Consider the following 24477-nt stretch of genomic DNA (forward strand, 5'->3'; position numbering starts at 1 on the left):
ACTGGCATGTTGTCACTAATCGAAAAAATTAAATCTGGTGCATTGTGGAGTTTCCCTGGTGGTGTGCATCCGGCTGAAAACAAAGCTCAGTCCGTCTCCGAGTCATTATCACGTGCATCCATTCCCCAGCAAATTATCCTACCTGTTAAACAGCATATCGGTAAGCCGGGTACCATCACTGTAGAAGTCGGTGAAAAAGTGCTTAAAGGGCAAGCACTGACTAAGTACGACACCAGCTTTATGTTGCCCGTTCATGCACCAACGTCTGGGACTGTCGTTGCGATTGAACCACGTACAACGGCTCACCCTTCTGGCTTAAGCGAAACCTGTATCGTTATCGAGCCAGACTTTGCTGATACGTGGCTAGAGCGAGAAACATGGCCAGACTTCGAGCAACGTACTCCGGATGAGCTGATAGAAAAGATTCGCCAGGCTGGCGTATCAGGAATGGGCGGCGCAGGCTTCCCTACAGCGAAAAAAATTCAATCGGGTTTGGCGCGAACAGAAATACTGATAATCAACGCTGCAGAGTGTGAACCTTACATCACTGCCGATGACGTACTAATGCGTGAGCATGCTGATGAGATCATCAAAGGTATTGAGATTGTCGAGCATATCCTTAAGCCAAAACTGACCGTTATCGGTATTGAGGATAACAAACCTGAAGCGGTTAAAGCTCTGCAACAAGCCGCTGAAGATAAAGACATTATCATTCGAGTTATCCCGACTAAGTACCCTTCTGGTGGTGAGAAGCAACTGATTAAGATTCTGACCAACAAAGAAGTACCTAACGGCGGTATTCCTGCTGATATCGGTATCTTAGTGCAGAACGTTGGTTCTTTGCAGGCGATTAAACGCGCGGTGTGTGATGGTGAAGCTTTGGTCGAGCGTGTAGTAACGCTAACAGGTGATACCTTCCAACAACCACGCAACGTCTGGACGCTCATTGGTACTCAGGTGCAAGCGCTGTTAGATGAGTTCGGCTATCAGGCAGATAAGAGACTGCCTCGCCTTATCATGGGTGGTCCAATGATGGGCTTTACCCTGCCTCACTCACAAGTACCTATCACCAAAACGTCCAACTGTATTCTGGCGCCAACTCGTAAAGAGATCTCGCCTAACCAGTATGAGATGGCCTGTATTCGTTGTGGTCAGTGTGCAGAAGCTTGTCCTGCATCCCTGCTACCTCAGCAGTTGGTATGGCATGCCAAAGCTGAAGAGTTCGACAAGTGCGAAGAGCTGAATATTAAAGATTGTATTGAGTGTGGTGCTTGTGCTTTTGTCTGCCCAAGTGAAATCCCACTAGTACAGTACTACCGTCAGGCAAAAGCTGAAATCCGTACTCGTAAGGAAGAAGCTGAAGCTGCCGAGCGTGCGAGAATTCGTTTCGAAGAGAAGAAAGCACGTTTAGAGCGAGACAAGGCCCAACGTGAAAATCGCTTCAAGAAAGCTGCTGAAGATCGCCGTAAAGAGATGAAGACCAGTGGTGAAGATGATGCAATTGCCGCAGCTATTGCGCGTGTCAAAGCTCAGAAATCAGCACAGGCTAGCGAAGAAAAAGAGGTTAAACCTGCTGTAGCTGCTGCTATCGCCAGAGCAAAAGCCAAACAGGCGGCAGCTCAAGAACAAGGTCAGTCAGAACCGGATAACAGCGAAATGGCTAAATTACGTGAAGAGCGTAAGCGCCAGGCTCGCGAGCGAAAAGCCGAGAAATCGCAGCAACCTGAAGCCTCATCATCCGATGAGAAGAAAGATGCCGTTGCCGCAGCCATTGCACGAGCTAAAGCACGCAAAGCAGAGCAAGCTGAATCGCCATCTGATGATAAACCTGTCAGCGATAAGAAAGACGCTGTTGCCGCTGCTATCGCAAGAGCTAAAGCTCGTAAGGCTGAGCAGACGAAAACAGAGCCTGAAGCTGACACACACAAGACAGCACTGAACCGGACGATCCGAAGAAAGCTGCTGTTGCCGCTGCTGTCGCAAGGGCTAAAGCTCGTAAGGCTGAGCAGGCAAAAACAGAGCCTGAAGCTGACACTGCACAAGACAGCACTGAACCGGAAGATCCGAAGAAAGCTGCCGTTGCCGCTGCTATCGCAAGAGCTAAAGCTCGTAAAGCAGCAAAAGAACAACAAAAACAATTTGAGGAGAAAGAGTAGTGGCCTTCTTTATTGCCAGCTCACCCCATGCGCATAGTCGTAGAAGCACTCCTGATCTAATGAAATGGGTCGCGCTTTGTGCCCTGCCAGGTTTGGCAGCCCAAACCTACTTTTTCGGCTGGGGAACCATCATTCAATTGATGCTAGCGATTGTAATTGGTCTGTCGCTTGAAGCCTTAGTGATGATCGCAAGAAAGCGTCCACCTATGTCGGCATTGAGAGACAACAGTGCGCTTGTCACCGCCTGGTTATTAGCGATTGCGATTCCGCCACTCTCTCCATGGTGGGTAATTACCATTGGTCTTATCTTTGCCATTGTGATTGCCAAACACCTCTATGGCGGCATTGGCCAGAACCTGTTTAACCCAGCAATGGTTGCCTATGTGGTGCTACTAATATCCTTCCCTGTACAGATGACAAGCTGGATCGCGCCAAACGAGCTGCAAGCGACGCCAATTTCCGGTGGTGACGCCTTGTCTCTCATTTTCACAGGATTGAACTTAGAAGGTCTGTCATTACAGCAAATTCGCAGTGGTATCGATGGTATTACTATGGCTACGCCATTAGATGCCTTTAAAACATCTCTATTGACCGGAAGTACCACCAGCGAAGCATTGAGCCAGCCTCAGTTTAGTGGCCTTGCTGGTATTGGCTGGGAATGGGTTAACCTTGCTTACCTGATTGGTGGTTTGGTCCTGATCAAGGTCAGAGTGATTAACTGGCATATCCCGGTTGGATTCCTCATTAGTCTGACAGTGTTCAGCGGTCTGTTTATGCTGCTTATGCCTGGCACAACGGCATCGCCGATGGTTCACTTGTTGTCAGGTGCAACCATGCTTGGTGCATTCTTTATTGCCACTGACCCGGTATCGGCTTCGACAACCGTAAAAGGTCGTCTCATCTTCGGTGCATTTATTGGTGCTATGGTGTTTATTATTCGTAGTTGGGGTGGTTTCCCAGACGGCGTGGCATTTGCTGTTCTGTTAGGCAACATGTGTGTACCACTGATTGATTACTACACCAAACCAAGAACTTACGGGCATTAAGGTGACGTCATGCTAAATGCTATTCGAAAAAATGGTGCCATCTTGGCAATCTTCGCCTGTGCGTCTACTGGTGTTGTCGCACTGACAAATTATCTGACTAAAGATCAGATTAATCTTCAGCAGCAAAAGCAACTCTTGTCAGTACTCAATCAGGTGATTCCTCATGACCTGCACGATAATGAGCTGTATCAGGCCTGTACGCTAGTCAATAACCCGCTGCTGGGTACTGACACTGATATGCCAGTCTATATTGCGAGTCTCAATGGGCAGCCTTCAGCAATGGCGATTGAAGCGATCGCACCTGACGGCTACAACGGCGTGATTAAGATAATTGTCGGTATTAAGCAGGACGGAACCATTTCCGGAACCCGTGTACTCAGTCATCAGGAAACTCCTGGTCTGGGCGATAAAATAGATCTACGTATCAGTGATTGGATTCTGGGTTTTACAGGTAAATCCGTTACTGACAGTAATCAGGCGCAGTGGAAAGTACGCAAAGACGGCGGTCAGTTTGACCAGTTTACCGGTGCAACCATTACCCCACGAGCTGTCGTTAAAGCGGTGAAAAACACCGTTGAGTTTGTCAATGCTAACCGTGAGCAAATTCTGGCTCAGCCACTAACATGTGGAGGCAACAATGAGTGATCATAAAACCCTGATTAAAAATGGCATGTGGGATAACAACCCTGCTCTGGTACAGCTTCTTGGTCTATGTCCATTATTGGCAGTCTCTTCAACGGTGACCAATGCTCTTGGACTTGGTATAGCCACTTTGCTGGTTTTGGTTGGCTCAAACGTAACAGTTTCACTCGTCCGTGATTATGTGCCAAAAGAGGTGCGTATTCCGGTATTTGTCATGATCATTGCGGCACTCGTAACCTGTGTTCAGCTGTTGATGAACGCTTACGCCTATGGGTTGTACCTTTCGCTAGGTATTTTTATCCCACTCATTGTGACCAACTGTATCATCATTGGTCGAGCTGAAGCTTTTGCGTCGAAAAACGATGTTCTTCCTTCTGCTCAGGACGGCTTCTGGATGGGACTGGGTATGACCAGCGTATTGGTTGTCCTTGGCGCAATGCGTGAAGTGATCGGTAACGGCACTCTGTTTGATGGTGCCGACCTGCTACTTGGTGAGTGGGCCACCGCACTGCGAATTGAAGTATTCCACTTCGATAACAGCTTCCTACTGGCACTACTGCCACCAGGCGCGTTTATTGGCGTCGGATTACTCATCGCAGCTAAGAACGTCATCGACAAACAACTACAAGCTCGTCAGCCAAAACAACAAAAACAGACTATTGAACGAGCTCGCGTCACCAATTAATAACAACACCTGCCACTGAACCTCAGTAGGCTGGGATAAAAATACTGGAAAGCAGCCTCAAATGAATAAAGAGAAACGTAGATTAATACTGGAACGCCTCAGGGAGGATAATCCCAATCCTCAAACCGAGCTGAACTGGAGTACACCTTTCGAGCTTTTGATTGCGGTGCTTCTCTCTGCACAGGCAACAGATGTTAGCGTTAACAAGGCGACCGATAAGCTCTACCCTGTCGCGAACACTCCGCAGGGCTTACTAGACCTTGGGGTAGATGGCGTTAAGGATTACATCAAAACCATAGGTCTGTTTAACTCTAAAGCTGAGAACGTTATCAAGACCTGTAAGATCCTGCTTGAACAGCATGGCGGTGAAGTACCAGAAAACCGTGAAGCGCTAGAAGCACTGCCGGGTGTTGGACGCAAAACCGCCAACGTGGTTCTCAACACAGCTTTTGGCTGGCCAACCATTGCCGTCGATACCCATATCTATCGCGTATCAAACCGCACTAAGCTTGCGATGGGCAAAAACGTCGATCAGGTAGAAGAAAAGCTACTTAAAGTTGTGCCAAAAGAGTTCAAACTCGATGTTCACCACTGGTTGATCCTTCATGGACGTTACACCTGCGTGGCGCGTAAACCTCGTTGTGGTAGCTGTATCATCGAAGATCTTTGCGAGTTTAAAGAAAAAGTTTATCCAGAAAATTAGGAGAGCATAACAATGTCAAATGGACGCATCTTACACACTATGCTTCGTGTAGGTGACTTAGATAAGTCAATTCAGTTTTATACCGAAGTTATGGGCATGCAGTTGCTACGTACCAACGAGAACAAAGAGTACAAGTACACTCTGGCATTTCTTGGTTTTGGCGATGAATCTCAGGGCGCAGTGATCGAGCTTACATACAACTGGGGTACCACAGAATATGACCTCGGCAGTGCGTTTGGTCATATCGCTATCGGTGTTGACGACATTTATTCAACTTGTGATGCGATTAAAGCGGCAGGCGGAAATGTTACGCGCGAGCCAGGTCCGGTAAAAGGTGGTACGACTCATATCGCTTTTGTTAAAGACCCGGATGGCTACATGATTGAGCTGATTCAAAACAAGCAGGCATCTGCGGGTTTAGAAGGCTAATCATAGCTTCGGCTGATATCGAAAATAGGACAGTATCACACTGTCCTATTTTTTTAACTTTACTTGATAATAGTTATCATTTAATCTCAAGCTATTCGCGATCAGGAGATTAGAACAATGGGCATCCAAGAGTGGGAGAAGCACACCTTATTAGCTGATATGGCAATGAATGATGACGATCATCTGAGAGGCATCCTCCATTACCAACAAGCTCTGACATTGAGCGAACGTATCGGTGAAGCCGAAGAGGTTGATGTCGAAGACCGCCTGATGATATCTGTGATCTCTTGTCATAATATGGCGATGTTCTGGCGTAATGTCGGTGATATTAAGTACGAGTTGAAGTACCTGCAGCTTGCTTCGGAAAAAGTTCTTACTCTGGTTCCACAGTGTCCTAATACCGATTGTGATGCCTTCATTGACTCTATGGGCTGCTGTAAGAAAGCCTTGATTGAGTTCATGAAGAGGCACCCTAACCCCACTATCGCTCAGTTGGTTCAGGACATTGATACTGCGACCAACTGTAACCTGATTGCTAAGTTCAAACTCAACTAACAACCCATAATCAAAAAAGCCAGCACGATGCTGGCTTTTTCGTATCAAGTAAACTCAGACCTGGGTTCGACCCAATGAGATCACTACACGTCGGTTTCTGTCTTTACCGATTGGTGATGCGTTATCATCAATTGGTCGGCGTTTACCGTAACCCTGAACCCGAATTCTGTCCTCTGGCAGACCCAGAGATTTAAAGTACTCTTGCAGCACTTCAGCGCGTCTTTCAGACAAGCTCTGGCTAGCACTTTTACTGTCTTCTGCATCGGTGTAGGTAGAGACCAACACCAAATCAATGTCTTGATTGTGTTTAATGTACTCAGCAATTTGCGCTAAGCGCTTTTGCGACTGCTTATTAAGCTCAACACTGGTGCGGTCATAATGAAGAATAGTAAAGGCAATATCTTCAAAGCTATATGGCAGAAGGTTGGCAATGCAGTCACTAAACACATTGTATGAACGCTGGAACAGTACCGAAGAGAGCGCCACTTCAATGCGTTCATCACGACTGCGCCACTCTTGATAACTGAAAGTCGGGTAACGCCCCTTTTCTAGCTCGCCAAGAATGTTCCATGCTGTTTGGCCACCAACATAGCCGTCAAACTGTTGAAAAAAGCGAATATTGGTAATGCGATCCGCCCCTTCTCCTGGTCGCCACGCAGGCGGCATAGAGACCAGACTAACATCACGGGTCTGCCCCATCGGACGCTTCATTTTCAATTCAAAGTCGAGATTAATTTTCTTGCTGGCATGAGAAGAAAACACCGCATCACCATAATTTGGGATCGGATGAACCAACCGGCATTCAAGTGGCGTATTGGCAACCATTTGCCATGTTGACTGCTGAGGCTTTGCAACATACTGCTTATCCAACGCATACGCTTGAGCGGAAAACGCTGTCAGAGACAAGACTAGACTGGTTGCAAACAACTTCTTCATACATTACTTCTTCTATTAACTGAACTCTGGCAAGGGCGGAATTGCCGCTTCATTGCCCGCGCAAAAAACAATGCAAAAACCTCGCCAACACATTTGTATAGTACAAATTGCCAATGTTTCTTTTTCAATCAGCATTAACGGTTTTTCTTGCTGAAAGAATCTGCAATAATGCCTGCCCTGTCACATTATACGAAGCACACATGACTATAGAAAACGAAGCATTGACGCTAAAAAAACGATTCCGTGGTTACTTTCCCGTTGTTATTGACGTGGAAACCGCAGGATTTAACGCCAAGACGGATGCCCTTTTGGAAATCTGCGCCGTTACTCTAAAGATGGACGAAAATGGCGATCTTGTCCCAGCGTCAACCATTCATTTTCATGTCGAGCCGTTCGAAGGAGCCAATCTTGAAAAAGAAGCGCTCGATTTTAACGGAATCCGCGACCCATTTAGTCCACTGCGTGGCGCTGTGACAGAGGACCATGCACTCAAGGAAATTTACAAACTTGTGCGCAAGGAACAGAAAGCTGCAGATTGTAGCCGCGCAATTATGGTCGCCCATAATGCTAACTTCGACCACAGTTTTGTGATGGAAGCGAGCGAACGCTGCAAGCTTAAACGTGTCCCATTCCATCCTTTTGCAACCTTTGACACGGCTACCCTTAGCGGCTTGGCTTACGGTCAGACTGTACTGGCGAAAGCGTGTAAAACTGCAGGGATGGAGTTTGACAATAAAGAAGCCCACTCAGCTCTATACGATACTCAAAAAACGGCTGAGCTCTTTTGCGGCATCGTCAATAAATGGAAAGCTCTTGGTGGCTGGCCATTGATTGAAGCAGATGCCGAATCAATAAAATAAAAATGTAAACACAACACACGAGTAAATTATGAACCCTGTTGTCATTTCTGTATGTGTCATGCTTGCTCTAGCACTGATGCGCGTCAATGTCGTGGTAGCACTGACATTCAGCGCTATCGTCGGTGGTCTAGTTTCCGGTATGGAACTTAATCAAGCTGTCGCTGCTTTTGAAAGTGGCCTAGGTGGTGGTGCAACCATCGCTCTGAGCTACGCTATGCTTGGCACATTTGCTGTCGCTATCTCTCGCTCTGGTATTACTGATCTGCTAGCGAATAGCGTGATCAAACGCATTCATGGTAAAGAAAACGCGGCTGCGTCTACTGGCCTGAAATATGCGGTATTAGTAGCACTAGTTCTAGTGACTATGTCATCGCAAAACGTTATTCCAGTGCATATTGCCTTCATTCCAATTCTTATCCCACCTCTATTAGGCGTATTTGCCAAACTGAACCTTGACCGTCGTATGATCGCTTGTGTGCTGACATTCGGTCTGGTAACACCTTACATGGTGCTGCCTATTGGTTTTGGTGGCATCTTCCTTAACAATATTCTGCTTAAGAACCTTCACGACAATGGTCTTGATAACGTTGTAGCAAGTCAGGTTCCAGTAGCCATGCTACTTCCTGCAGCAGGCATGATCTTTGGTCTGTTGACAGCAATCTTCTTTAGCTACCGTAAGCCACGTCAGTACAAAGAGACTGAACTGACTCACGTGGAAGAAGATCCAAAACAAATCAATAAGAAAAACGTTCTGGTTGCTGCAGTAGGTATTGTTGCGGCGCTAAGCGTCCAGCTTTCTACCGGCTCTATGATCATCGGTGGCCTTGCAGGCTTTATGGTGTTCACTTTTGGTGGCGTTATTGCGTGGAAAGAGACTCACGATGTGTTTACTAAAGGTGTGCACATGATGGCGATGATCGGCTTCATCATGATTGCGGCGGCAGGTTTTGCTGCGGTAATGAAGCAAACTGGCGGTGTTGAGTCTCTGGTAGAAGCGCTTTCAACCAGCATTGGCGATAACAAGCCAATGGCAGCCCTACTGATGCTCGTTGTTGGTCTGTTGGTGACTATGGGTATTGGTTCATCTTTCTCGACCATTCCAATTCTGGCAACTATCTATGTACCACTTGCTGCGGCATTTGGTTTCTCACCAATGGCGACGATTGCTCTGGTTGGTACAGCCGCGGCGCTGGGTGATGCAGGCTCTCCTGCGTCTGACTCGACCTTAGGTCCAACATCGGGTCTGAATGCTGACGGTCAGCACGAACATATCTGGGAAACAGTAGTGCCAACCTTTATTCACTACAATATCCCGCTGATTGTTTTCGGTTGGATTGCAGCTATGGTGCTGTAAGCTAACCATTAAACGAAAAAAGCTGACCTTGGGTCAGCTTTTTTATTATCTGTTGTTGGCTCTACTTCGCTTGTTTTTCAACAACCGCGGCCAGCACTGGCACCATATCTTCGAGTAGTTTCTCTTCTACAGGCTTACCTGAAGAGTCAGTAACGTTAATCGATGTACGGTTACCTAAGTCACCAAATAGGAAGGTGTAAGTACCAGAGTCCAGACCAATCGGCTTAACACCAATATCGTTCCAGAACTCGTCATCCGGCGCAGCGTACTTAGCTTTTACTGTACCTTGAGACTGGTTACGCTCTTCCAGAGTGAAGCCCATATTTGGCAGCAGAGTTGGTAGACGATTCCACAATACGTTGTACTGAGTTCGAGCAATGATTACCGGGAAGCCACTGCGGTCTGAACCCATAGAGATTGGGATCTGTTTAACCAACTGCTCTGCTTTACGCGCGGCTTCTTCACGTAGATCAAGATCGTAACGCGCTGTCACCAGGTTAGTCATTAGCGCATTGTAACGCTCTTTATTGGTCGCAGTCACAGGCATCTCTTTGCCATTCTGACGCCAGTCGATCAGGGAAATACGAAAACCATGACGACCTTCAGCAGCGACACGGTCAATCTGGTAACGAGCACCAAGTTCACCATCTTCGTCTTCTGATGTCCAAGTCACCCAGTCGGTTTCAATACGCGTTGAAGTCTGCTCACGGATCGCGATGTCGCGCTCTTTAAGCATCTTCTCAGCGGTCTGCCATACTTTGTCGACTTCATCTTCACGGAGTAACCAAAGTGTCGTTTCACCGTTCTTACGTTCAGCACGTGCACCCGGAATGAGTTCTAATACTTGTTGTGGAGGGCGAATATCGACCTCTTTACCAACGCCACCAGTAAACTCACCCTGAGGAATTTTGTAGTTAGTGTAAAACTGTGGAGTCGCCCCTTCAGCCAACTTCCACTCTTGCATCGGTGTCGTATTTAAGTATTCAAAGTCATCCTTGGCCTGACGACGCTGAGTCGCACTGCCTGAACACGCACTTAAAACAAAAACAGCTAGTGAACTGACGACTAGCTGGTGAGACAATTTCATTGAAACTCCTGATACATCTATGCCGGAGCAATGCTCCGGCCATCCATATTCAAATTTAGTAAATGCAAGCTTCCGTCATCGCTTGAGCCACAATAGGGCGTGCATTTTCAGATAACTCGGTCAGCGGTAAACGCAAACTGCCGTGTTCAATCAGGCCAAGTTTATGCGCTGCCCACTTCACTGGAATTGGGTTCGACTCAACAAACAAGTTTTTATGCAATGGCATCAAGCGTTGGTTAATAATTTCCGCTTCTTCGTACTTGCCTTCGCTTGCCAGTCTGAACATTTTAGCCATATCTTCAGCTGCAATGTTGTTGGTTACAGAGATCACGCCATTGCCGCCCTGCTTAACAAAATCCAGACCTGTTAAGTCATCACCACTTAGTAAGATAAAATCTTCGCCACAAAGTTCACGGTGAGTTGCAATTCTGCTTAAATCACCTGTTGCGTCTTTAAGAGCAACGATGCTTTCGATCTCAGATAAACGCGCAACCGTTTCTGGTAGTAAGTCTACCGCAGTACGGCCTGGCACGTTGTATAAAATTTGTGGTACATCGCTCTCTTCAGCAATTGCTTTGTAGTGCTGGTATAAGCCTTCTTGAGTTGGCTTGTTGTAGTAAGGCGTAACACTTAGACAACCGGCAATACCCGAGTTGTTTAATAAGCGGCTGAACGTCACAGACTCATGAGTTGCATTCGCACCCGTACCAGCAATGATAGGGATACGTCCGTCAGCAAACTCAACCGATTTCATCACGACCTTGACATGCTCTTCGATAGTCAGCGTTGCCGATTCACCCGTGGTACCTACTGCTACGATGCCATCGCTGCCCGCTGCAATATGGTATTCCACCAGCTTCTTCAGGCTTACGTAATCTACTTCGCCATCATGATTAAACGGTGTAATTAACGCTACAATACTTCCTGAAAACATGTCTTTCTCCCTAATTTAGATACTTATCGCATGGTACTGTAAGGCGATTGATAAAGACAAGCACTTAGAGGCGCTTAAATCACCTAAATGAATGAATATTTATTGGATGTTAGAACTCTGGCAACATACTCCTTCTTTTTTCAGCCGTGTCAGTGCCAAGTGAAGAATGGTTTGCCCGACTATCATTAGCCCAGAATACACTCAATTTGATAGCAAAAAGCACTGCTCAGTACACCCTTCTGAATCGCTTCTGTGCTAAGCTATCTCATTAATAAAAATAACTTTGATAGAAGTGAACCTATGACTCAACATCTGGTGATTACTGCGGTAGGAACAGATCGCCCGGGTGTCTGCAACCAAGTTGTACACCTGGTCACTCAGTCTGGATGCAATATTGTTGACAGTCGTATCGCCCTATTTGGCAATGAATTTACTCTCATTATGCTGCTTTCAGGCAACAATGCGGCCATTACTCGGGTAGAAACCACTCTCCCCCTCCTCGGCCAGGAACATGATCTGATCACCATAATGAAACGTACTTCTACTCACGCTTATCTTGAAAACGCCTATACATTAGAGGTGTTTGTCGAGTCGGAAGATAAACCTGGGTTGACGGAAAACTTCACCAACTTTTTTGCTCAAAAAGATATTGGTCTCTCCTCGCTCAGCGCTCAAACCATCGACAAAAGTAAGATAAATGTAGAGTCTGATCAGTTCCATATTGCAATTACAGCAACAGTCGGCTCAGACTGTAACCTGATGCAATTGCAAGAAGAATTCGACACTCTATGTCAAAGCCTCAATGTACAAGGCTCACTTAATTTTATAAAAAACAGTCAATAAGGAATTTTCATGAACACGCTTACAGCAGGTGCTCCAGCACCAGCGTTTTCTCTACTTGATCAAAATGGTGAAACTGTCACGCTTAATGATTTCAAAGGTAAGAAAGTTTTATTTTACTTCTACCCTAAAGCGATGACTCCAAGCTGTACAGTTCAGGCACAAGGCCTACGTGATATCAAAGCTGAACTTGATGCACACAATGTTGCGGTACTGGGCGTGAGTATTGACCCTGTTAAGCGTCTTGGTAAGTTCATTGAGCGCGATGAGCTTAACTTCACTCTACTTTCTGATGAAGACCATGCGGTTGCTGAGCAGTTTGGTGTTTGGGGTGAAAAGAAGTTTATGGGTAAAGTGTACGATGGCCTGCATCGCATTAGCTTCTTAATCAACGAAGAAGGTGTGATTGAGCACGTCTTCAATAAGTTTAAGACCAAGACCCACCATGAAGTGGTGCTGGATTACTTAAACGAAAACAAGTAATCATAATCTAAATAAAAAAACGCCAGCGAATTCGCTGGCGTTTTTGTTATTACTCAAGTCTAAACAATAAACTTGTTCAGAATTGCATCTTGTTCACGAACATTTTCAGTCTGAACCTGCATCGCCATATTGGCTTCGTCTGCAGCGTCTGCTACCTGAGTAGACAGATCTTTAATCTTAACCGTATTGGTGTTGATCTCTTCCGCTACCAGGCTTTGCTCTTCAGCCGCTGAAGCAATCTGCATGTTCATATCAGAGATACGCTGAATTGCCTCACGGATACGCTCCAGCGCACCGTTTGCAGCCTGGGCTTTTTCTACCGCGTCTACCGCAGTGTTTTTACTCTCATTCATCGCAGCAGAGACTGAACTTGCGCCCGCTTGAAGCTGCTCGATCATGTTACGAATTTCTGTCGTCGACTCCTGAGTACGTTGTGCCAGAGTTCGAACTTCATCAGCAACCACAGCAAAGCCTCGGCCTGACTCACCAGCACGTGCCGCCTCAATCGCAGCGTTAAGTGCCAGTAGGTTAGTTTGGTCAGCAATATCGTTAATGACTTTAAGGATGGTTTCGATGTTCGCCGTCGCAGACTCCAGACCCTGAACTTCTTCAACCGCCTGATCGATGCGCGCAGACAAGGTATCAATTGACGTGGTGGTATCACTTACCACTGAAGAGCCTTCTTGAGTCGCATCATCAGCCTCTTTCGCCGCACCAGCGGCGCCTTGGGCATTGTTAGCAACTTCAGTCGCGGTTACCGCCATTTCGTGCATCGCTGTAGCAAGTTGCTCTAGCTCGTGAAGCTGGCTCTGCATAGCGGCGGCTGATTGTTGTGAACCCTGAACAGTCATTTCTGTACCGCGTAGAATTTCGGCACCGATCGCTTTTGATTGCTGAATCTGCTTCTGCAACGTTTCGGTAAAGGTATTAAACCCAGTTGCAAGTTCAGCAAACTCTTTGTCAGTGTTGGTATCAAGGCGCTTAGTCAAATCACCCTGACCTGACGCAACGTCCTTAATCGCTTCGTTTAGTGTTGCTAGTGGCTTCATTAGTACCTTAATTAGGAAACTCAATACCACCACACTCAGAATCACACCAATAACAACATACAGAATCGAGCTGTTACGCATATCGGCAATAGCCGCAAAGGCAATCTCTTCGTCAACAACAGCGCCGATGTACCAATCCTCTGAAGGTACTTTCTGGAAACGTACCATCAGCTCTTGCTCACCCTGCTCAAAGCGTTGAGTTCCTTCCTGTACTTTTGCTTTAGGAAGATATTTAGTCAGATTTTCACCATTGTTTGCCGCATCAGGGTGGGCAATGGTGGTTCCGTCTGCTGTAACGATGAACAGGTAGCCCGCATCAAGTAGGTTGACGCTGTTGACCAGATCAGCCAATCCGCCTAGTTCCATATCGTAGAACATACCAGCCATAAATTGGCCATTCTCTTTAACTGGCGTACCAATAGAGATGATTACTTTCTTAGAGGATACGTCGATATATGGGTCAGTAACCACCAGGCGACCTTGCGCTTTAGCATCCTTAAACCAAGGACGAACACGTGGGTCATAATCAGGGCCAGCTTCCCAGCCGTCATCATTTTCCACTACAAAACCGTCAGATTCGTAGCCAAAACCTACCGCTAGGAAACTCCCTTTAAGATTTGGTTTTTCAAGAATATCCTTCACCAATTGGCGATTCTGTGGATCCAGTTCGATAACTTCTGTTGTTGACTGAGCAAGTGACTTCTTGCTCTCCATTTCAGATACCACTGTGTTGTTAACGCCCTTGACCATTTCGGTCAGGCTGGTATCAACCAGAGCTTCAACTTCATTTTTTACGGTATTTAATTGTTGAATTGACAGCAATGTAACGGTGACCAATAACAGTGCAGATGACGCTGCAACGATTTTTTGGCTAAATCTCATAGGTTCCCTCAATTTGATAGCAAGCTTTTTGTTGTAATTATGATTATAGTTATCGCCCGACTTAACGTTTACTTAAGAAATTTCCTACATTTTCTCTATTAAGTAAATTCCACAGCGGACGAAAATGCCACCAATCGCACAAATAAAAAGCCCCGAGAGCATAATCATCGGGGCTTTTTATGTAACCGATTTCATTAAAGTGTTATTTACACAGGAGTTTCTTCCTCGTGACTTGGTAGGGCATTCCATACAGCTTTGACTAGAGTAGCCAGCGGGATGGCGAAAAATACCCCCCAGAATCCCCATAACCCACCAAACACCAGCACGGCCACAATGATTGCCACTGGGTGAAGGTTAACCGCTTCAGAAAACAGCACAGGGACCAAGACATTGCCGTCCAGTGCCTGAATGATGCCGTATGCCACAAGTAGCCAGTAGAACTGTGGTGTAAGCCCCCACTGGAACAAGCCAACAATCGCCACGGGTACCGTCACTGCCGCCGCACCGATATAAGGGATCAATACTGACAAGCCTACCGCCACCGCGAGTAATACCGAGTAACGCAAGTCAAGCAGAGCAAAAGTAATATAGCTAACACCACCTACAATAAGGATCTCCATAACCTTACCGCGAATGTAGTTAGAGATTTGCTCATTCATTTCGTGCCAGACTTTAGTCGCCAAGCGACGATTACGTGGTAGTACACCACTCGCCATCTCGATCATTTCATCTTTATCTTTGAGTAAGAAGAATACCAATAACGGCACTAAGATGAGGTAAACACCAAGCGTTGCCAGGCTGACCAGAGAAGCCAAGGATCCCTTAACCACCGTTTCGCCCATACCAATTGCCTGGTTCTTAGCGTTAGTCACCAGTGGTTCAACAATTTGGAAATGTTCAAGCTCAGGGAATCTTTGTGGAAGCTCCGCAATGAACCCCTGTAACCCAATGTACATAGTCGGAATATCATTAATCAGGTTGCCGACCTGTTGCCAGATAGTCGGAACCAGACCAAAAATAGCGACAATCATTAAGCTGGTGAAGCCCAGTATCACCAAGATAACCGCTAGTGTTCGAGGGATCCCCAGACGAGACATCTGAACCACTGGCCACTCAAGCAGGTAGGCAAGGACAATCGCCACCAGCAGAGGAGCGATAAGATTGCCGAAGAAATAAATCGTAATGAAACCAAACAGAAGAATCGCAACGAGGCTCACTGCATGTGGATCAGAAAAACGTCGCTTATACCAACGACTCACCATTTCAAACATTCAATAAGATTCCTTAGTCACTTGCATACAGTAGTAGCCATCTATTTGTTCACAACTGAGGTGAAATAAATGTCTATTAAGATATTGGGTTATATCGGTCATCGAACTTGCATCACTGACGAGTATCTGAACTTGTTCACCACCAGTCAGCGACTTAGTGTGACGCTTAGCAAGTAACAGTGCCATTGGGCACCGCTCTTGGCGCAAATCCAAAATATTCGGTTCCATTCTCTCGCCCGATGCTTATTATTACCGTCAGATATTGTATAGTGTTTTATTCCAACCGTCAGTGCAAATAGTGATGGTCGGCTCACTGGAACCAAATACCGAGTAGTGAACCCTAGCACTCTTCTGTGACGTGACCAAGAAACCATCTTAAATTTCGAGTGTCCAAGCGTATAGTCAACTTGCTAATATAAGCAACGAAGTGTTTACGAATAGTGGTTTAGAAATCAACGGAGTGTCATCTTTCATATATGTTTAAACGTATGCGTTCATTGGTCTGCTTATCTGTCGCAGCCGCTTTAACGACTCCTGCACCAGCGATGGCTAATAGTTTGGATCTACCAGACATTGGCACAACCGCAAGTAGCACCCTAACCATAGCGCAAGAGATGCAATATGGTGACGCCTATATGCGTATGCTGCGCAGCAGTAAGCCTATCGTCAATGACCCTGTACTTAACGAGTATATTGACAGTTTGGGTCACCGATTAGTTGCCAACGCCTCTGACGTTAAAACTCCCTTTACCTTCTTTATGATCCGTGACCGTAATATCAACGCCTTTGCGTTTTTTGGCGGTTACGTTGCTCTACACTCAGGCCTGTTCCTGCATGCGCAAAGTGAAAGCGAACTGGCATCCGTGGTTGCTCACGAAATTGCTCACGTAACCCAGCGCCACTTAGCGCGCAGTATGGAAGAGCAGGCACGACGATCGCCTGCTACTATGGCCGCACTTGCCGGTTCTTTACTTCTTGCAATAGCGGCCCCAGAAGCAGGTATCGCAGCGATTACCGCGACAACCGCAGGTAGTATGCAAGGACAGATCAACTACACACGCAGTAATGAAAAAGAAGCCGACCGTTTCGGCATTAACACCCTGTCTAAAGCAGGCTTCGATGTTAACGCAATGCCACGCTTCTTTGGGCGCTTAGCCGATGAATATCGTTATGCAAGTAAGCCACCGCCAATGCTGCTGACTCACCCTTTACCTGAAGACCGTATTACTGATAGCCGCGCAAGGGCACAAAACTACCCAGCAAGAAGAGTTGACCCTTCACTGGATTACCATTTAGCTCGTGCGCGTATCGTCGCCCGATACGCAGGCATTGACGCAAAGGCCGCTCAGGACTGGTTTAATCGTACAGAGAAGAAAGCTGCGCCAAGTGTTAAAGCGGCATTTCAGTACGGCAAAGCATTAGTCCACCTTGATAATAAAGAGCTGGATCAGGCGAGTAGCATTTTAAATAACCTCATCAAGCAGCAACCAAACAATCGCTTTTATCTTGATGCGCTGTCTGATCTTTATATCGCGCAAGATCAGGCGAATAAGGCACAAAGCATGCTTGAAAAGGCACTCCAGTCAGCGCCTAACAATGCTGTTCTGACCATCAACTATGCCAACTCACTGGTGAAGCAGGATAAAAATTCTGAAGCAGTAAAAGTTTTGCAACGCTACACCCATGACAACCCTGAAGATGTAAATGGCTGGCACCTGTTGTCCGAAGCCAGTATTCACCTTGGACTAAGTGATGAAGACTTAGCAGCGCGAGCTGAAATTCTGGCGCTAAAAGCCAACTGGAATAAAGCCATTCAGTACTATACACAGGCTAGTCAGCTCGCTGAGCTTGGCAGCTTAAAACAGGCAAGATACGATGCGCGTATTGACCAGCTCATGGTTCAGCGCGATCGATTCTTAGCACTACAATAATTAAATGGAGATTACTCTATGTCAGTCGTGATTTATCACAACCCTCGTTGCTCTAAAAGCCGTCAAACTCTTGCCCTACTGGAAGAGCGCGACATTCAACCTGAAATCATCAAGTACCTAGATACGCCACCAAGTATCGAGGAGCTAAAACAACTGATGTCTCAGCTAGAGCTAACTGATGTGCGCGCGATGATGCGTACTAAAGAGGATATTTATAAGGAACTTGATCTTAAGTCAGCTGACGATGAGACTCTGTTTAAAGCGATGGCCGAAAACCCTAAATTAATTGAGCGTCCGATTGTCGTTGCAAATGGCAAAGCGAAGCACGGTCGTCCACCGGAGCAAGTTCTAGAGATTCTATGAGCTGCCAGATAGTCATTCTTTATTACAGCCGCCACGGTTCAACCAGAGCTATTGCCCGGCAAATTGCACGTGGGGTGGAGTCCATCCCACAATGCGAAGCGATATTAAGAACTGTGGATGAAATCGAACCAACACACACTCAAGCCGCCGACCCTAGTATCACCATCAGCGAACTAAAGCAGTGTGATGGCTTAGCCATGGGAAGCCCGGTTTGGTTCGGTAATATGGCTGCACCACTGAAGCATTTCTGGGATAAGACTACTCAGCTATGGGTAGCAGGAGATTTAATCGATAAGCCCGCTTGTGTCTTTACTTCCTCTTCAAGCATGCATGGTGGGCAAGAGACCACTTTGCAAAGCATGATGCTACCACTGTTACATCATGGAATGATGATTTTAGGTATCCCCTACTCTGAGCCAAAACTGCATTCCACTCAGTCAGGCGGTACGCCTTACGGAGCGACATCGGTGAGCACAGAGCATTCACCGCTCAGTGAAGACGAAATTGAATTGTCACAACAACTTGGTAAGCGCCTGGCGCAAACCGCTTTAAAAATGAAGGACCACTAAATATGCAAGAGATGCAACCAACAACAAAGCTATATCGCCTGTTAGCTTTGTTCGGTAACCTTGCCCTGTTGGCATGGATTGCACTGTGGCAACTTTCTCTCTCTCCTCACCCACATATCAGCAGCACAACGCTAGCAATCGCTTGGGCAATTCCTCTGCTATTGCCGCTGCCCGGTATTCTGGTAGGTAAACCTTATACCCATGCCTGGGCTAACTTCGTCCTAATGCTCTACTTCCTGCATGGATTTACCATTCTCTACATCGATGATGGTGAACGTTGGCTCGCTGTGGTGGAACTTGTTCTGACCACCATCGCTTTCTTTGGCAATATTCTTTATGCGCGCACAAGAGGCAAAGAGTTAGGCATGAAGCTAAAACGACTGTCTAAGGTAGAGAAGGAAGAAAAAGCGCGATTTGAAGCGGATAAGTAATCAATAAAAAAGGGTCTGAATAATCAGACCCTTTTTTGTTATTGGGTAATCAATGCTGACTCACTGGTTTCTGTCACCGAGTCACTATTCGGTGATTCCGACTCTGGATTGATTTGCGGCTCAGGCGCTACATACGGCTTACCTTGCCATTCGAAGACCAGAATCATCTCTGTAGCGATGACTTCTGCAGCGACTTGGCTTGTTTGAGGCTGAACCTCTAGTGCGGTTGATTGCTCAGCTTGCGTAGTAGCCTCAATGTTTTGCTCAACAGCTAACTCACTGCCAGATTCTACAGTAGTAACCTCAGGCACTACAATCTGTGGCTGTTCAGTCACGCTTTCACGCTGCACCAGATCACCGAGACGGTTCACTTCCTGTTCAAACTCCTGTTCAGAAGAGAGCAAATGAACATTGAAAGTAACCTGGTTGCCCTGAATCTTCAGAATATCCAGCGATGCCACTGAACTCAACTTCTTAAGTTGATTCTCAAGCGTAAAGAAACCGACAGCATCGTTTAGCTCGGTAAATCGAACTTTAATCGCCTGTGAAGACTCACTAGCCACAACAACCGCGCTCTTCTTGGCGTAGTAGTCGCTGATTTGGTTAATCATCTTGTCAGCCGCATCTGCGCCATTGTTAGAGCCAGAAAGCGGCGCCTGACGTGTAATGCCGATAGTCGCAGGCTTTTGATCATATAGAGTCCAGCGAAGGCTATTATTACCTTGTGCTTTAACAACCAATACAGCATCTACAGGATAGCGTTGACTCGCCTGACCTACTGGTTGAATAAAACCACCCCAAAGGTCTGAAACCGCCACACCTGTGATATCGTCAAAGTCACCAACAGGCACAGTAAGAGGCAAACCACGCTTTTCAGCTTCAGCTTGCATCTGAGTAAGAACCGCAGAGTTTGAGTGTTCCCAAACGATGTTACGATCTGCCTGACCTTCCTCAACTAACCATACAAGTAAGTTGGCACGGGCAGCAGGCCAAACTGGCAGTTGCGCCTGACTCAGTAGAGAGCGGATATGCGGAGCACTAAAGCCCATTCGTAGGGTCTGCTCACCATTAGCCTGACCATAACTTAACTGGGCAAGGTATTGAGCACTCTGCTTAAGTGCTTTTTGAACGACCGGATTGGTCACCGCATTGCGATCACCTGAGGCTTTAACAATCACCTCTTTCATACCTTCTGCACGTGCTTGAGCATCGGCATTATCAACCGTCTGGTCTAGTACGATTTCAGTACGGTACAAATCAACATTGGTCAGAGCCATTGCTGGTAACGCTATCATTCCCAGAACGAGCAAAGCTAATTGGCGCATACACTTCCTAACATCAGTTTCTTACACGTTAAACGTCGATGATAAGCAACTATCGTGAACTGAGCAACTAAAGGTCTAGGATATCGTCACCGAATGCGACTTTCTCACTTCAACACATAAGGAGCGACTATTAATAAATAACCAAATATTTGATCAAGTTCAGATTGCAAACGTTTGGCATAATGATAAAATCCCGCGAATTTTATTTTTGTAAGGCATTTTTGCCTTGCTCTCCGCTTCGATAATTAAAGGAATAACAATATGAGAAATGCCATTCAAGGTGCACAGATGCTATTCGTCGCATTTGGTGCTCTGGTTTTGGTACCCCTGCTGACGGGCTTAGATCCTAGTGTCGCACTATTCGGTGCTGGTGTCGGTACCCTACTTTTCCAATTAATTACTCGCCGCAGTGTTCCTATTTTCTTAGCGTCTTCTTTTGCCTTTATTGCACCAATTCTTTATGGCGTTCAGACATGGGGTGTGCCTGCGACTATGGGTGGCCTAATGGCGGCTGGCTGTGTTTACGTTGCGATGGGCGCTCTAATTAAAGTTCGTGGTGTCGAAATCATCCATCGCCTGCTACCGCCTGTGGTTGTTGGTCCGGTAATCATGGTTATCGGTCTCGGTCTGGCTCCGGTTGCAGTAAACATGGCGCTGGGTAAAGTAGACGGTGCGCAAGTGATTGACGCTAATGCTTCACTGGTTATCTCAGTCGCGTCGCTGCTAACGACCATTGCTCTGAGCGTATTTGCCAAAGGTTTCCTGAAACTCACCCCAATCTTGGGCGGTATTGTGGTTGGTTACTGCCTAAGTCTTGGCTACGGTATTGTTGACTTTACGCCGGTACAACAAGCAGCATGGTTCGCACTGCCGAACTTCACCTTCCCTGAGTTCAACATTAACGCAATCCTGTTTATGATTCCTGTAGCGATTGCACCTGCTGTAGAACACGTAGGTGACATGCTGGCAATCTCTAACGTAACAGGTAAAAACTACGTTAAGAAGCCGGGCCTGCACCGCACTATCACTGGCGACGGGGTAGCAACAATTGCCGCTTCAATGGTCGGCGCGCCGCCAAATACGACTTACTCAGAAGTCACCGGTGCAGTAATGCTGACTAAAGCGTTTAACCCTGTGATCATGACGTGGGCTGCAGTATCTGCAATCGTTCTGGCACTGGTTGGTAAGCTAGGCGCTGTGCTACAAACCATCCCAATGCCTGTCATGGGCGGTATTATGATTCTGCTGTTCGGTTCTATCGCAACAGTCGGTCTGAATACCCTAATCAAAAACAACGTCGATCTACATAAATCGCGTAACCTTGTCATCGTTGCTATCACACTAGTATTTGGTATCGGTGGTATGGCTTTCGGTGTTGGCGAGTTCAGCCTACAGGGTGTAAGCCTATGTGGTATCGTGGCGATTCTTCTTAACCTTGTGCTACCGAAAGACCTTGGTGAAAACCATGTGGTAGATAACGCGCAGATGGAAGAAGAAGCGAAGTAGAATCGAGAGTCGAGAGTCGAGAAAAATTGAGAGGGTTGGCACTATGTGCCAACCCTCTTCTTTTTGATTCAATGAGTCAGATATCACCAACAAGGTGGTTGGTGTTAAATACACAACTCAGCAAATTGCGCTCGAGTAAGCGTTGCCAGATCTTTCGGTGCCAGTTCAATTTCTAAGCCGCGTTTCCCTGCACTAACACACATGGTTTCTTTTTGCTCAGCACTGATGTGAATAAAGGTCGGCAAAGCTTTCTTCTGCCCTAACGGACTAATCCCCCCAACCACATAGCCTGTCGTTTTTTGGGCAATATCTGGATCGGCCATATCGGCTTTTTTCGCTTTTGCCGCCTTAGCAGCCAGCTTAAGGTTTAGTTTCTGATCAACCGGAATAATTGCCACAGCTAGGTTTTTAGCTTCGCCGTTGAGGCTAAACAGCAGCGTCTTAAATACTTTGGCCGGGTCCTGACCCAATACCTGTGCAGCCTCAAGTCCGTAACTCTCCGCGCGAGGGTCATGCTCATATTGGTGAATGGTGTGAGCAACCTTTTTCTTTTTAGCGAGATTGATTGCAGGAGTCATACTCCCTCCTGTTCTGTGATAGAAACAAAAAGCGCCACTCCGAAGAGTGGCGCTTTAGATTAATGATATTTATAAGTTGTCGTCAACTTACTTGTATACCATCTCGCCTGATGGAGCGTATTTGTTTACGTCAACTGGGCTGTTTGCTTCCAGGTACTCTTTCAGTACTTCAGCGTCTACGAAGCCAGTGTTAACGTGACCTGGGTGACCAGTTAGTTTAGGGTAACCGTCACCACCAGCAGCGTTGTAGCTTGGTACAGTGAAGCGGTAAGTTTCGTCTAGACGAAGTTGTTTACCACCGATGAATACGTTAGAAACTTCACCGTTTGCTACCGTCATAGAGATACCAGCAAACTGAGCGTAAGCACCAGAATCTACTGGTTTAGTCGCTACTACGTTTAGGTAGTCTAGTACTTCTTGGCCAGACATATCAGTGTAAGTCAGGATGTTAGCGAATGGCTGAACTGTCAGTACGTCTTTGTACGTTACGTCGCCAGCTTCGATAGAGTCACGGACACCACCTGAGTTCATTACAGCGAAGTCTGCTTTCGCGCGCTCCATGTGAGATGTCGCAATCAGACGACCCAGGTTAGTTTGCTGGAAGCGAACTACGTTACGGTCACCTTCAAGCTTGCCGTTAGTCTCAGCAATCTTAACGTTTAGCTGAGCTTGGCCTTGCTCTTGGTATGGACGTAGGAACTCAAGAAGCTCTTGGTCTTGTGCAATTTCATCTTCAATAAGAACGCGCTGTTTCTTACCGTCGATCTTAACTTTCTTCTTCAGGTTCACTGGGATTAGGTCGTAGCTTACCATCTCAAGCTCACCGTTACGGAATTCGTAATCAGCACGGCCTACGTATTTACCCCATTCGTGCGCCTGAACAATGTAAGTACCGTTTTGCATGTCTGGCTTACATTCGTCAGAAGGCTTGAAGTTTTTCTTAACAACGTTTGGCGCTTCCATACATACTGGCTCTTGAGAGTGACCACCAACGATCATGTCCAGAGAACCTTCGTCCAGGTAACGAGCCAGAGCTACGTCACCCGGTGCGTTAACGCCACGTTTGCCATCTTCGTAGTGACCCATGTGAGTAACAGCGAAGATTAGGTCAGGTTTTTCAGTCTTCTCAAGTTCAGCGATAAGCTTCTTCGCTTCTTCTTTAGGGTCGCGGAAATCTACGCCACCGATGAATTCTGGGTTACCAATTTTTGCAGTGTCTTCTGTAGTCAGACCGATAACAGCAATCTTGATGCCTTGCTTGTCAAACATCTGGTAAGCCTGGAACATACGTTCGCCAGTCTTTTTGTCGTAGATGTTCGCTGAAAGCATTGGGAAGTTAGCCCACTCTTTCTGCTTGAATAGAACTTCTAGAGGGTTATCAAACTCGTGGTTACCTAGTGCCATTGCATCGTAACCAATTTTGCTCATACCTTTGAAATCTGGTTCAGCGTCTTGTAGATCAGACTCTGGAACACCTGTGTTGATATCACCGCCAGAAAGAAGTAGCGAGCTACCACCTTCAGCCGCGATCTCAGCGCGAAGTTCGTCAATAAGAGTCTTACGAGCAGCCATGCCGTACTCACCGTATTTGTTCTGCCAGAAGCGACCGTGGTGGTCGTTAGTGTGAAGAACTGTCAGCTTGTAAGTTTTGTCTGCTTCCCACTCATGTTGTGGTGCTGTTGCACAACCAGCTAGAGTTGCCAGAATTGCTGCGCTAATTGCGCTTTTTACGATCAGGCCTTGCTTCATTGTCATACCTTTTGAACTTTTAGGGTTTCCACTGCTTTTTATTACTGCTCTTTATGAATAGACAGACTTGGAAATTAAAGTGCTGAAAGAGCAGTAAAACTTGAACTAGTTTA

General features: G+C 46.6%; 24 protein-coding genes and 1 pseudogene. 16 read left to right on the top strand and 9 right to left on the bottom strand.

All coding sequences use genetic code 11. The features are described 5' to 3' along the window. The first annotated feature begins 6 nt into the window (after positions 1-6). The 7 genes and pseudogenes from rsxC to RH46_RS06535 all read left to right on the top strand — a co-directional run bounded on the left by rsxC (position 7) and on the right by RH46_RS06535 (position 6216). Positions 7-2156, top strand: a pseudogene (gene rsxC / locus RH46_RS06505) (electron transport complex subunit RsxC). After that, positions 2156-3202 carry an electron transport complex subunit RsxD gene (gene rsxD, locus RH46_RS06510; protein ID WP_040895319.1) on the top strand — a complete coding sequence of 349 codons (1047 nt, stop codon included), beginning with the start codon at positions 2156-2158 and terminating at the stop codon, positions 3200-3202. Before rsxC ends, rsxD begins: the two are co-directional and overlap by 1 nt. Positions 3203-3211: 9 nt before the next feature. Beyond that, entirely contained in the window at positions 3212-3847 is a 636-nt protein-coding gene (gene rsxG / locus RH46_RS06515; RefSeq protein ID WP_006878607.1) for an electron transport complex subunit RsxG, read from the top strand. After that, positions 3840-4529, top strand: coding sequence for an electron transport complex subunit E (locus RH46_RS06520; protein WP_006878608.1), 690 nt, complete (start codon positions 3840-3842; stop codon positions 4527-4529). Before rsxG ends, RH46_RS06520 begins: the two co-directional genes overlap by 8 nt. Before the next feature lie 61 nt (positions 4530-4590). Continuing rightward, positions 4591-5232: an endonuclease III gene (gene nth / locus RH46_RS06525; RefSeq protein ID WP_006878609.1), complete on the top strand. Its 642-nt coding sequence runs from the start codon at positions 4591-4593 to the stop codon at positions 5230-5232. Between the two features lie 12 nt (positions 5233-5244). Beyond that, positions 5245-5661 (top strand): lactoylglutathione lyase, encoded by a 417-nt coding sequence (gene gloA / locus RH46_RS06530; protein WP_006878610.1) that lies wholly within the window; start codon positions 5245-5247, stop codon positions 5659-5661. Between the two features lie 117 nt (positions 5662-5778). Beyond that, positions 5779-6216, top strand: coding sequence for a DUF2753 domain-containing protein (locus tag RH46_RS06535; protein WP_006878611.1), 438 nt, complete (start codon positions 5779-5781; stop codon positions 6214-6216). Between the two features lie 54 nt (positions 6217-6270). Here the strand turns inward: RH46_RS06535 and motY are convergent, their stop codons facing one another. Continuing rightward, complete coding sequence (gene motY / locus RH46_RS06540) at positions 6271-7152, bottom strand: flagellar protein MotY (protein ID WP_006878612.1); 882 nt, start codon at positions 7150-7152, stop codon at positions 6271-6273. A gap of 200 nt (positions 7153-7352) precedes the next feature. On the opposite strand from motY, the gene rnt reads away from it, so the two are divergent. Then, positions 7353-8012 carry a ribonuclease T gene (gene rnt / locus RH46_RS06545; RefSeq protein ID WP_006878613.1) on the top strand — a complete coding sequence of 220 codons (660 nt, stop codon included), beginning with the start codon at positions 7353-7355 and terminating at the stop codon, positions 8010-8012. 28 nt (positions 8013-8040) lie between these two features. Next, positions 8041-9366, top strand: coding sequence for a Na+/H+ antiporter family protein (locus tag RH46_RS06550; protein WP_006878614.1), 1326 nt, complete (start codon positions 8041-8043; stop codon positions 9364-9366). A gap of 61 nt (positions 9367-9427) precedes the next feature. Here the strand turns inward: RH46_RS06550 and bamC are convergent, their stop codons facing one another. Beyond that, positions 9428-10453, bottom strand: coding sequence for an outer membrane protein assembly factor BamC (gene bamC / locus RH46_RS06555; protein ID WP_006878615.1), 1026 nt, complete (start codon positions 10451-10453; stop codon positions 9428-9430). Between the two features lie 55 nt (positions 10454-10508). After that, complete coding sequence (gene dapA, locus RH46_RS06560) at positions 10509-11387, bottom strand: 4-hydroxy-tetrahydrodipicolinate synthase (protein ID WP_006878616.1); 879 nt, start codon at positions 11385-11387, stop codon at positions 10509-10511. Between the two features lie 300 nt (positions 11388-11687). On the opposite strand from dapA, the gene RH46_RS06565 reads away from it, so the two are divergent. Together RH46_RS06565 and bcp are read left to right on the top strand one after the other, a co-directional pair. Then, complete coding sequence (locus RH46_RS06565; RefSeq protein ID WP_006878617.1) at positions 11688-12230, top strand: glycine cleavage system transcriptional repressor; 543 nt, start codon at positions 11688-11690, stop codon at positions 12228-12230. Between the two features lie 9 nt (positions 12231-12239). Continuing rightward, complete coding sequence (bcp, locus tag RH46_RS06570) at positions 12240-12710, top strand: thioredoxin-dependent thiol peroxidase (RefSeq protein WP_006878618.1); 471 nt, start codon at positions 12240-12242, stop codon at positions 12708-12710. A gap of 59 nt (positions 12711-12769) precedes the next feature. Here the strand turns inward: bcp and RH46_RS06575 are convergent, their stop codons facing one another. The 3 genes from RH46_RS06575 to RH46_RS06585 form a co-directional block, all read right to left on the bottom strand. Further along, complete coding sequence (locus RH46_RS06575) at positions 12770-14641, bottom strand: methyl-accepting chemotaxis protein (protein WP_006878619.1); 1872 nt, start codon at positions 14639-14641, stop codon at positions 12770-12772. A 206-nt stretch (positions 14642-14847) separates the two neighbouring features. Further along, complete coding sequence (locus tag RH46_RS06580) at positions 14848-15912, bottom strand: AI-2E family transporter (protein WP_006878620.1); 1065 nt, start codon at positions 15910-15912, stop codon at positions 14848-14850. Next, on the bottom strand, positions 15913-16140 hold the full coding sequence (locus RH46_RS06585; RefSeq protein ID WP_040895322.1) for a sulfurtransferase TusA family protein: 228 nt from the start codon (positions 16138-16140) through the stop codon (positions 15913-15915). Positions 16141-16388: 248 nt separating this feature from the next. Here RH46_RS06585 and bepA point away from each other — a divergent pair, with 248 nt between their 5' ends. Genes bepA through RH46_RS06605 form a run of 4 tightly spaced genes read left to right on the top strand, consistent with a single transcriptional unit; the run spans position 16389 to position 19206 of the window. After that, complete coding sequence (bepA, locus tag RH46_RS06590; protein WP_006878622.1) at positions 16389-17843, top strand: beta-barrel assembly-enhancing protease; 1455 nt, start codon at positions 16389-16391, stop codon at positions 17841-17843. Between the two features lie 18 nt (positions 17844-17861). Next, complete coding sequence (arsC, locus tag RH46_RS06595) at positions 17862-18206, top strand: arsenate reductase (glutaredoxin) (protein ID WP_006878623.1); 345 nt, start codon at positions 17862-17864, stop codon at positions 18204-18206. After that, complete coding sequence (wrbA, locus tag RH46_RS06600; protein ID WP_006878624.1) at positions 18203-18775, top strand: NAD(P)H:quinone oxidoreductase; 573 nt, start codon at positions 18203-18205, stop codon at positions 18773-18775. Before arsC ends, wrbA begins: the two co-directional genes overlap by 4 nt. Positions 18776-18777: 2 nt before the next feature. Further along, positions 18778-19206 (top strand): DUF2069 domain-containing protein, encoded by a 429-nt coding sequence (locus RH46_RS06605; protein ID WP_006878625.1) that lies wholly within the window; start codon positions 18778-18780, stop codon positions 19204-19206. Positions 19207-19244: 38 nt separating this feature from the next. Here RH46_RS06605 and RH46_RS06610 read toward each other — a convergent pair whose 3' ends face one another. Continuing rightward, positions 19245-20531 carry a DUF2066 domain-containing protein gene (locus tag RH46_RS06610; protein WP_006878626.1) on the bottom strand — a complete coding sequence of 429 codons (1287 nt, stop codon included), beginning with the start codon at positions 20529-20531 and terminating at the stop codon, positions 19245-19247. A 261-nt stretch (positions 20532-20792) separates the two neighbouring features. On the opposite strand from RH46_RS06610, the gene RH46_RS06615 reads away from it, so the two are divergent. Continuing rightward, positions 20793-22037: a uracil-xanthine permease family protein gene (locus RH46_RS06615; protein WP_006878627.1), complete on the top strand. Its 1245-nt coding sequence runs from the start codon at positions 20793-20795 to the stop codon at positions 22035-22037. 104 nt (positions 22038-22141) lie between these two features. Here RH46_RS06615 and ybaK read toward each other — a convergent pair whose 3' ends face one another. Then, a complete protein-coding gene (gene ybaK, locus RH46_RS06620; protein WP_006878628.1) occupies positions 22142-22615 on the bottom strand; it encodes a Cys-tRNA(Pro) deacylase in 474 nt (157 codons plus the stop codon). 87 nt (positions 22616-22702) lie between these two features. After that, on the bottom strand, positions 22703-24364 hold the full coding sequence (gene ushA / locus RH46_RS06625; protein ID WP_006878629.1) for a bifunctional UDP-sugar hydrolase/5'-nucleotidase UshA: 1662 nt from the start codon (positions 24362-24364) through the stop codon (positions 22703-22705). Positions 24365-24477: the final 113 nt, after the last annotated feature.

Source organism: Vibrio brasiliensis LMG 20546 (assembly GCF_000189255.1).
Lineage (GTDB): Bacteria > Pseudomonadota > Gammaproteobacteria > Enterobacterales > Vibrionaceae > Vibrio > Vibrio brasiliensis.

Excerpts from the sequence above, each read along its gene's own strand:
- rsxG (WP_006878607.1), top strand. The coding sequence starts at position 3,212 with ATGCTAAATGCTATTCGAAAAAATGGTGCCATCTTGGCAATCTTCGCC.
- RH46_RS06520 (WP_006878608.1), top strand. The coding sequence starts at position 3,840 with ATGAGTGATCATAAAACCCTGATTAAAAATGGCATGTGGGATAACAAC.
- nth (WP_006878609.1), top strand. The coding sequence starts at position 4,591 with ATGAATAAAGAGAAACGTAGATTAATACTGGAACGCCTCAGGGAGGAT.
- gloA (WP_006878610.1), top strand. The coding sequence starts at position 5,245 with ATGTCAAATGGACGCATCTTACACACTATGCTTCGTGTAGGTGACTTA.
- RH46_RS06535 (WP_006878611.1), top strand. The coding sequence starts at position 5,779 with ATGGGCATCCAAGAGTGGGAGAAGCACACCTTATTAGCTGATATGGCA.
- motY (WP_006878612.1), bottom strand. The coding sequence starts at position 7,152 with ATGAAGAAGTTGTTTGCAACCAGTCTAGTCTTGTCTCTGACAGCGTTT.
- rnt (WP_006878613.1), top strand. The coding sequence starts at position 7,353 with ATGACTATAGAAAACGAAGCATTGACGCTAAAAAAACGATTCCGTGGT.
- RH46_RS06550 (WP_006878614.1), top strand. The coding sequence starts at position 8,041 with ATGAACCCTGTTGTCATTTCTGTATGTGTCATGCTTGCTCTAGCACTG.
- bamC (WP_006878615.1), bottom strand. The coding sequence starts at position 10,453 with ATGAAATTGTCTCACCAGCTAGTCGTCAGTTCACTAGCTGTTTTTGTT.
- dapA (WP_006878616.1), bottom strand. The coding sequence starts at position 11,387 with ATGTTTTCAGGAAGTATTGTAGCGTTAATTACACCGTTTAATCATGAT.
- RH46_RS06565 (WP_006878617.1), top strand. The coding sequence starts at position 11,688 with ATGACTCAACATCTGGTGATTACTGCGGTAGGAACAGATCGCCCGGGT.
- bcp (WP_006878618.1), top strand. The coding sequence starts at position 12,240 with ATGAACACGCTTACAGCAGGTGCTCCAGCACCAGCGTTTTCTCTACTT.
- RH46_RS06575 (WP_006878619.1), bottom strand. The coding sequence starts at position 14,641 with ATGAGATTTAGCCAAAAAATCGTTGCAGCGTCATCTGCACTGTTATTG.
- RH46_RS06580 (WP_006878620.1), bottom strand. The coding sequence starts at position 15,912 with ATGTTTGAAATGGTGAGTCGTTGGTATAAGCGACGTTTTTCTGATCCA.
- RH46_RS06585 (WP_040895322.1), bottom strand. The coding sequence starts at position 16,140 with ATGGAACCGAATATTTTGGATTTGCGCCAAGAGCGGTGCCCAATGGCA.
- bepA (WP_006878622.1), top strand. The coding sequence starts at position 16,389 with ATGTTTAAACGTATGCGTTCATTGGTCTGCTTATCTGTCGCAGCCGCT.
- arsC (WP_006878623.1), top strand. The coding sequence starts at position 17,862 with ATGTCAGTCGTGATTTATCACAACCCTCGTTGCTCTAAAAGCCGTCAA.
- wrbA (WP_006878624.1), top strand. The coding sequence starts at position 18,203 with ATGAGCTGCCAGATAGTCATTCTTTATTACAGCCGCCACGGTTCAACC.
- RH46_RS06605 (WP_006878625.1), top strand. The coding sequence starts at position 18,778 with ATGCAAGAGATGCAACCAACAACAAAGCTATATCGCCTGTTAGCTTTG.
- RH46_RS06610 (WP_006878626.1), bottom strand. The coding sequence starts at position 20,531 with ATGCGCCAATTAGCTTTGCTCGTTCTGGGAATGATAGCGTTACCAGCA.
- RH46_RS06615 (WP_006878627.1), top strand. The coding sequence starts at position 20,793 with ATGAGAAATGCCATTCAAGGTGCACAGATGCTATTCGTCGCATTTGGT.
- ybaK (WP_006878628.1), bottom strand. The coding sequence starts at position 22,615 with ATGACTCCTGCAATCAATCTCGCTAAAAAGAAAAAGGTTGCTCACACC.
- ushA (WP_006878629.1), bottom strand. The coding sequence starts at position 24,364 with ATGAAGCAAGGCCTGATCGTAAAAAGCGCAATTAGCGCAGCAATTCTG.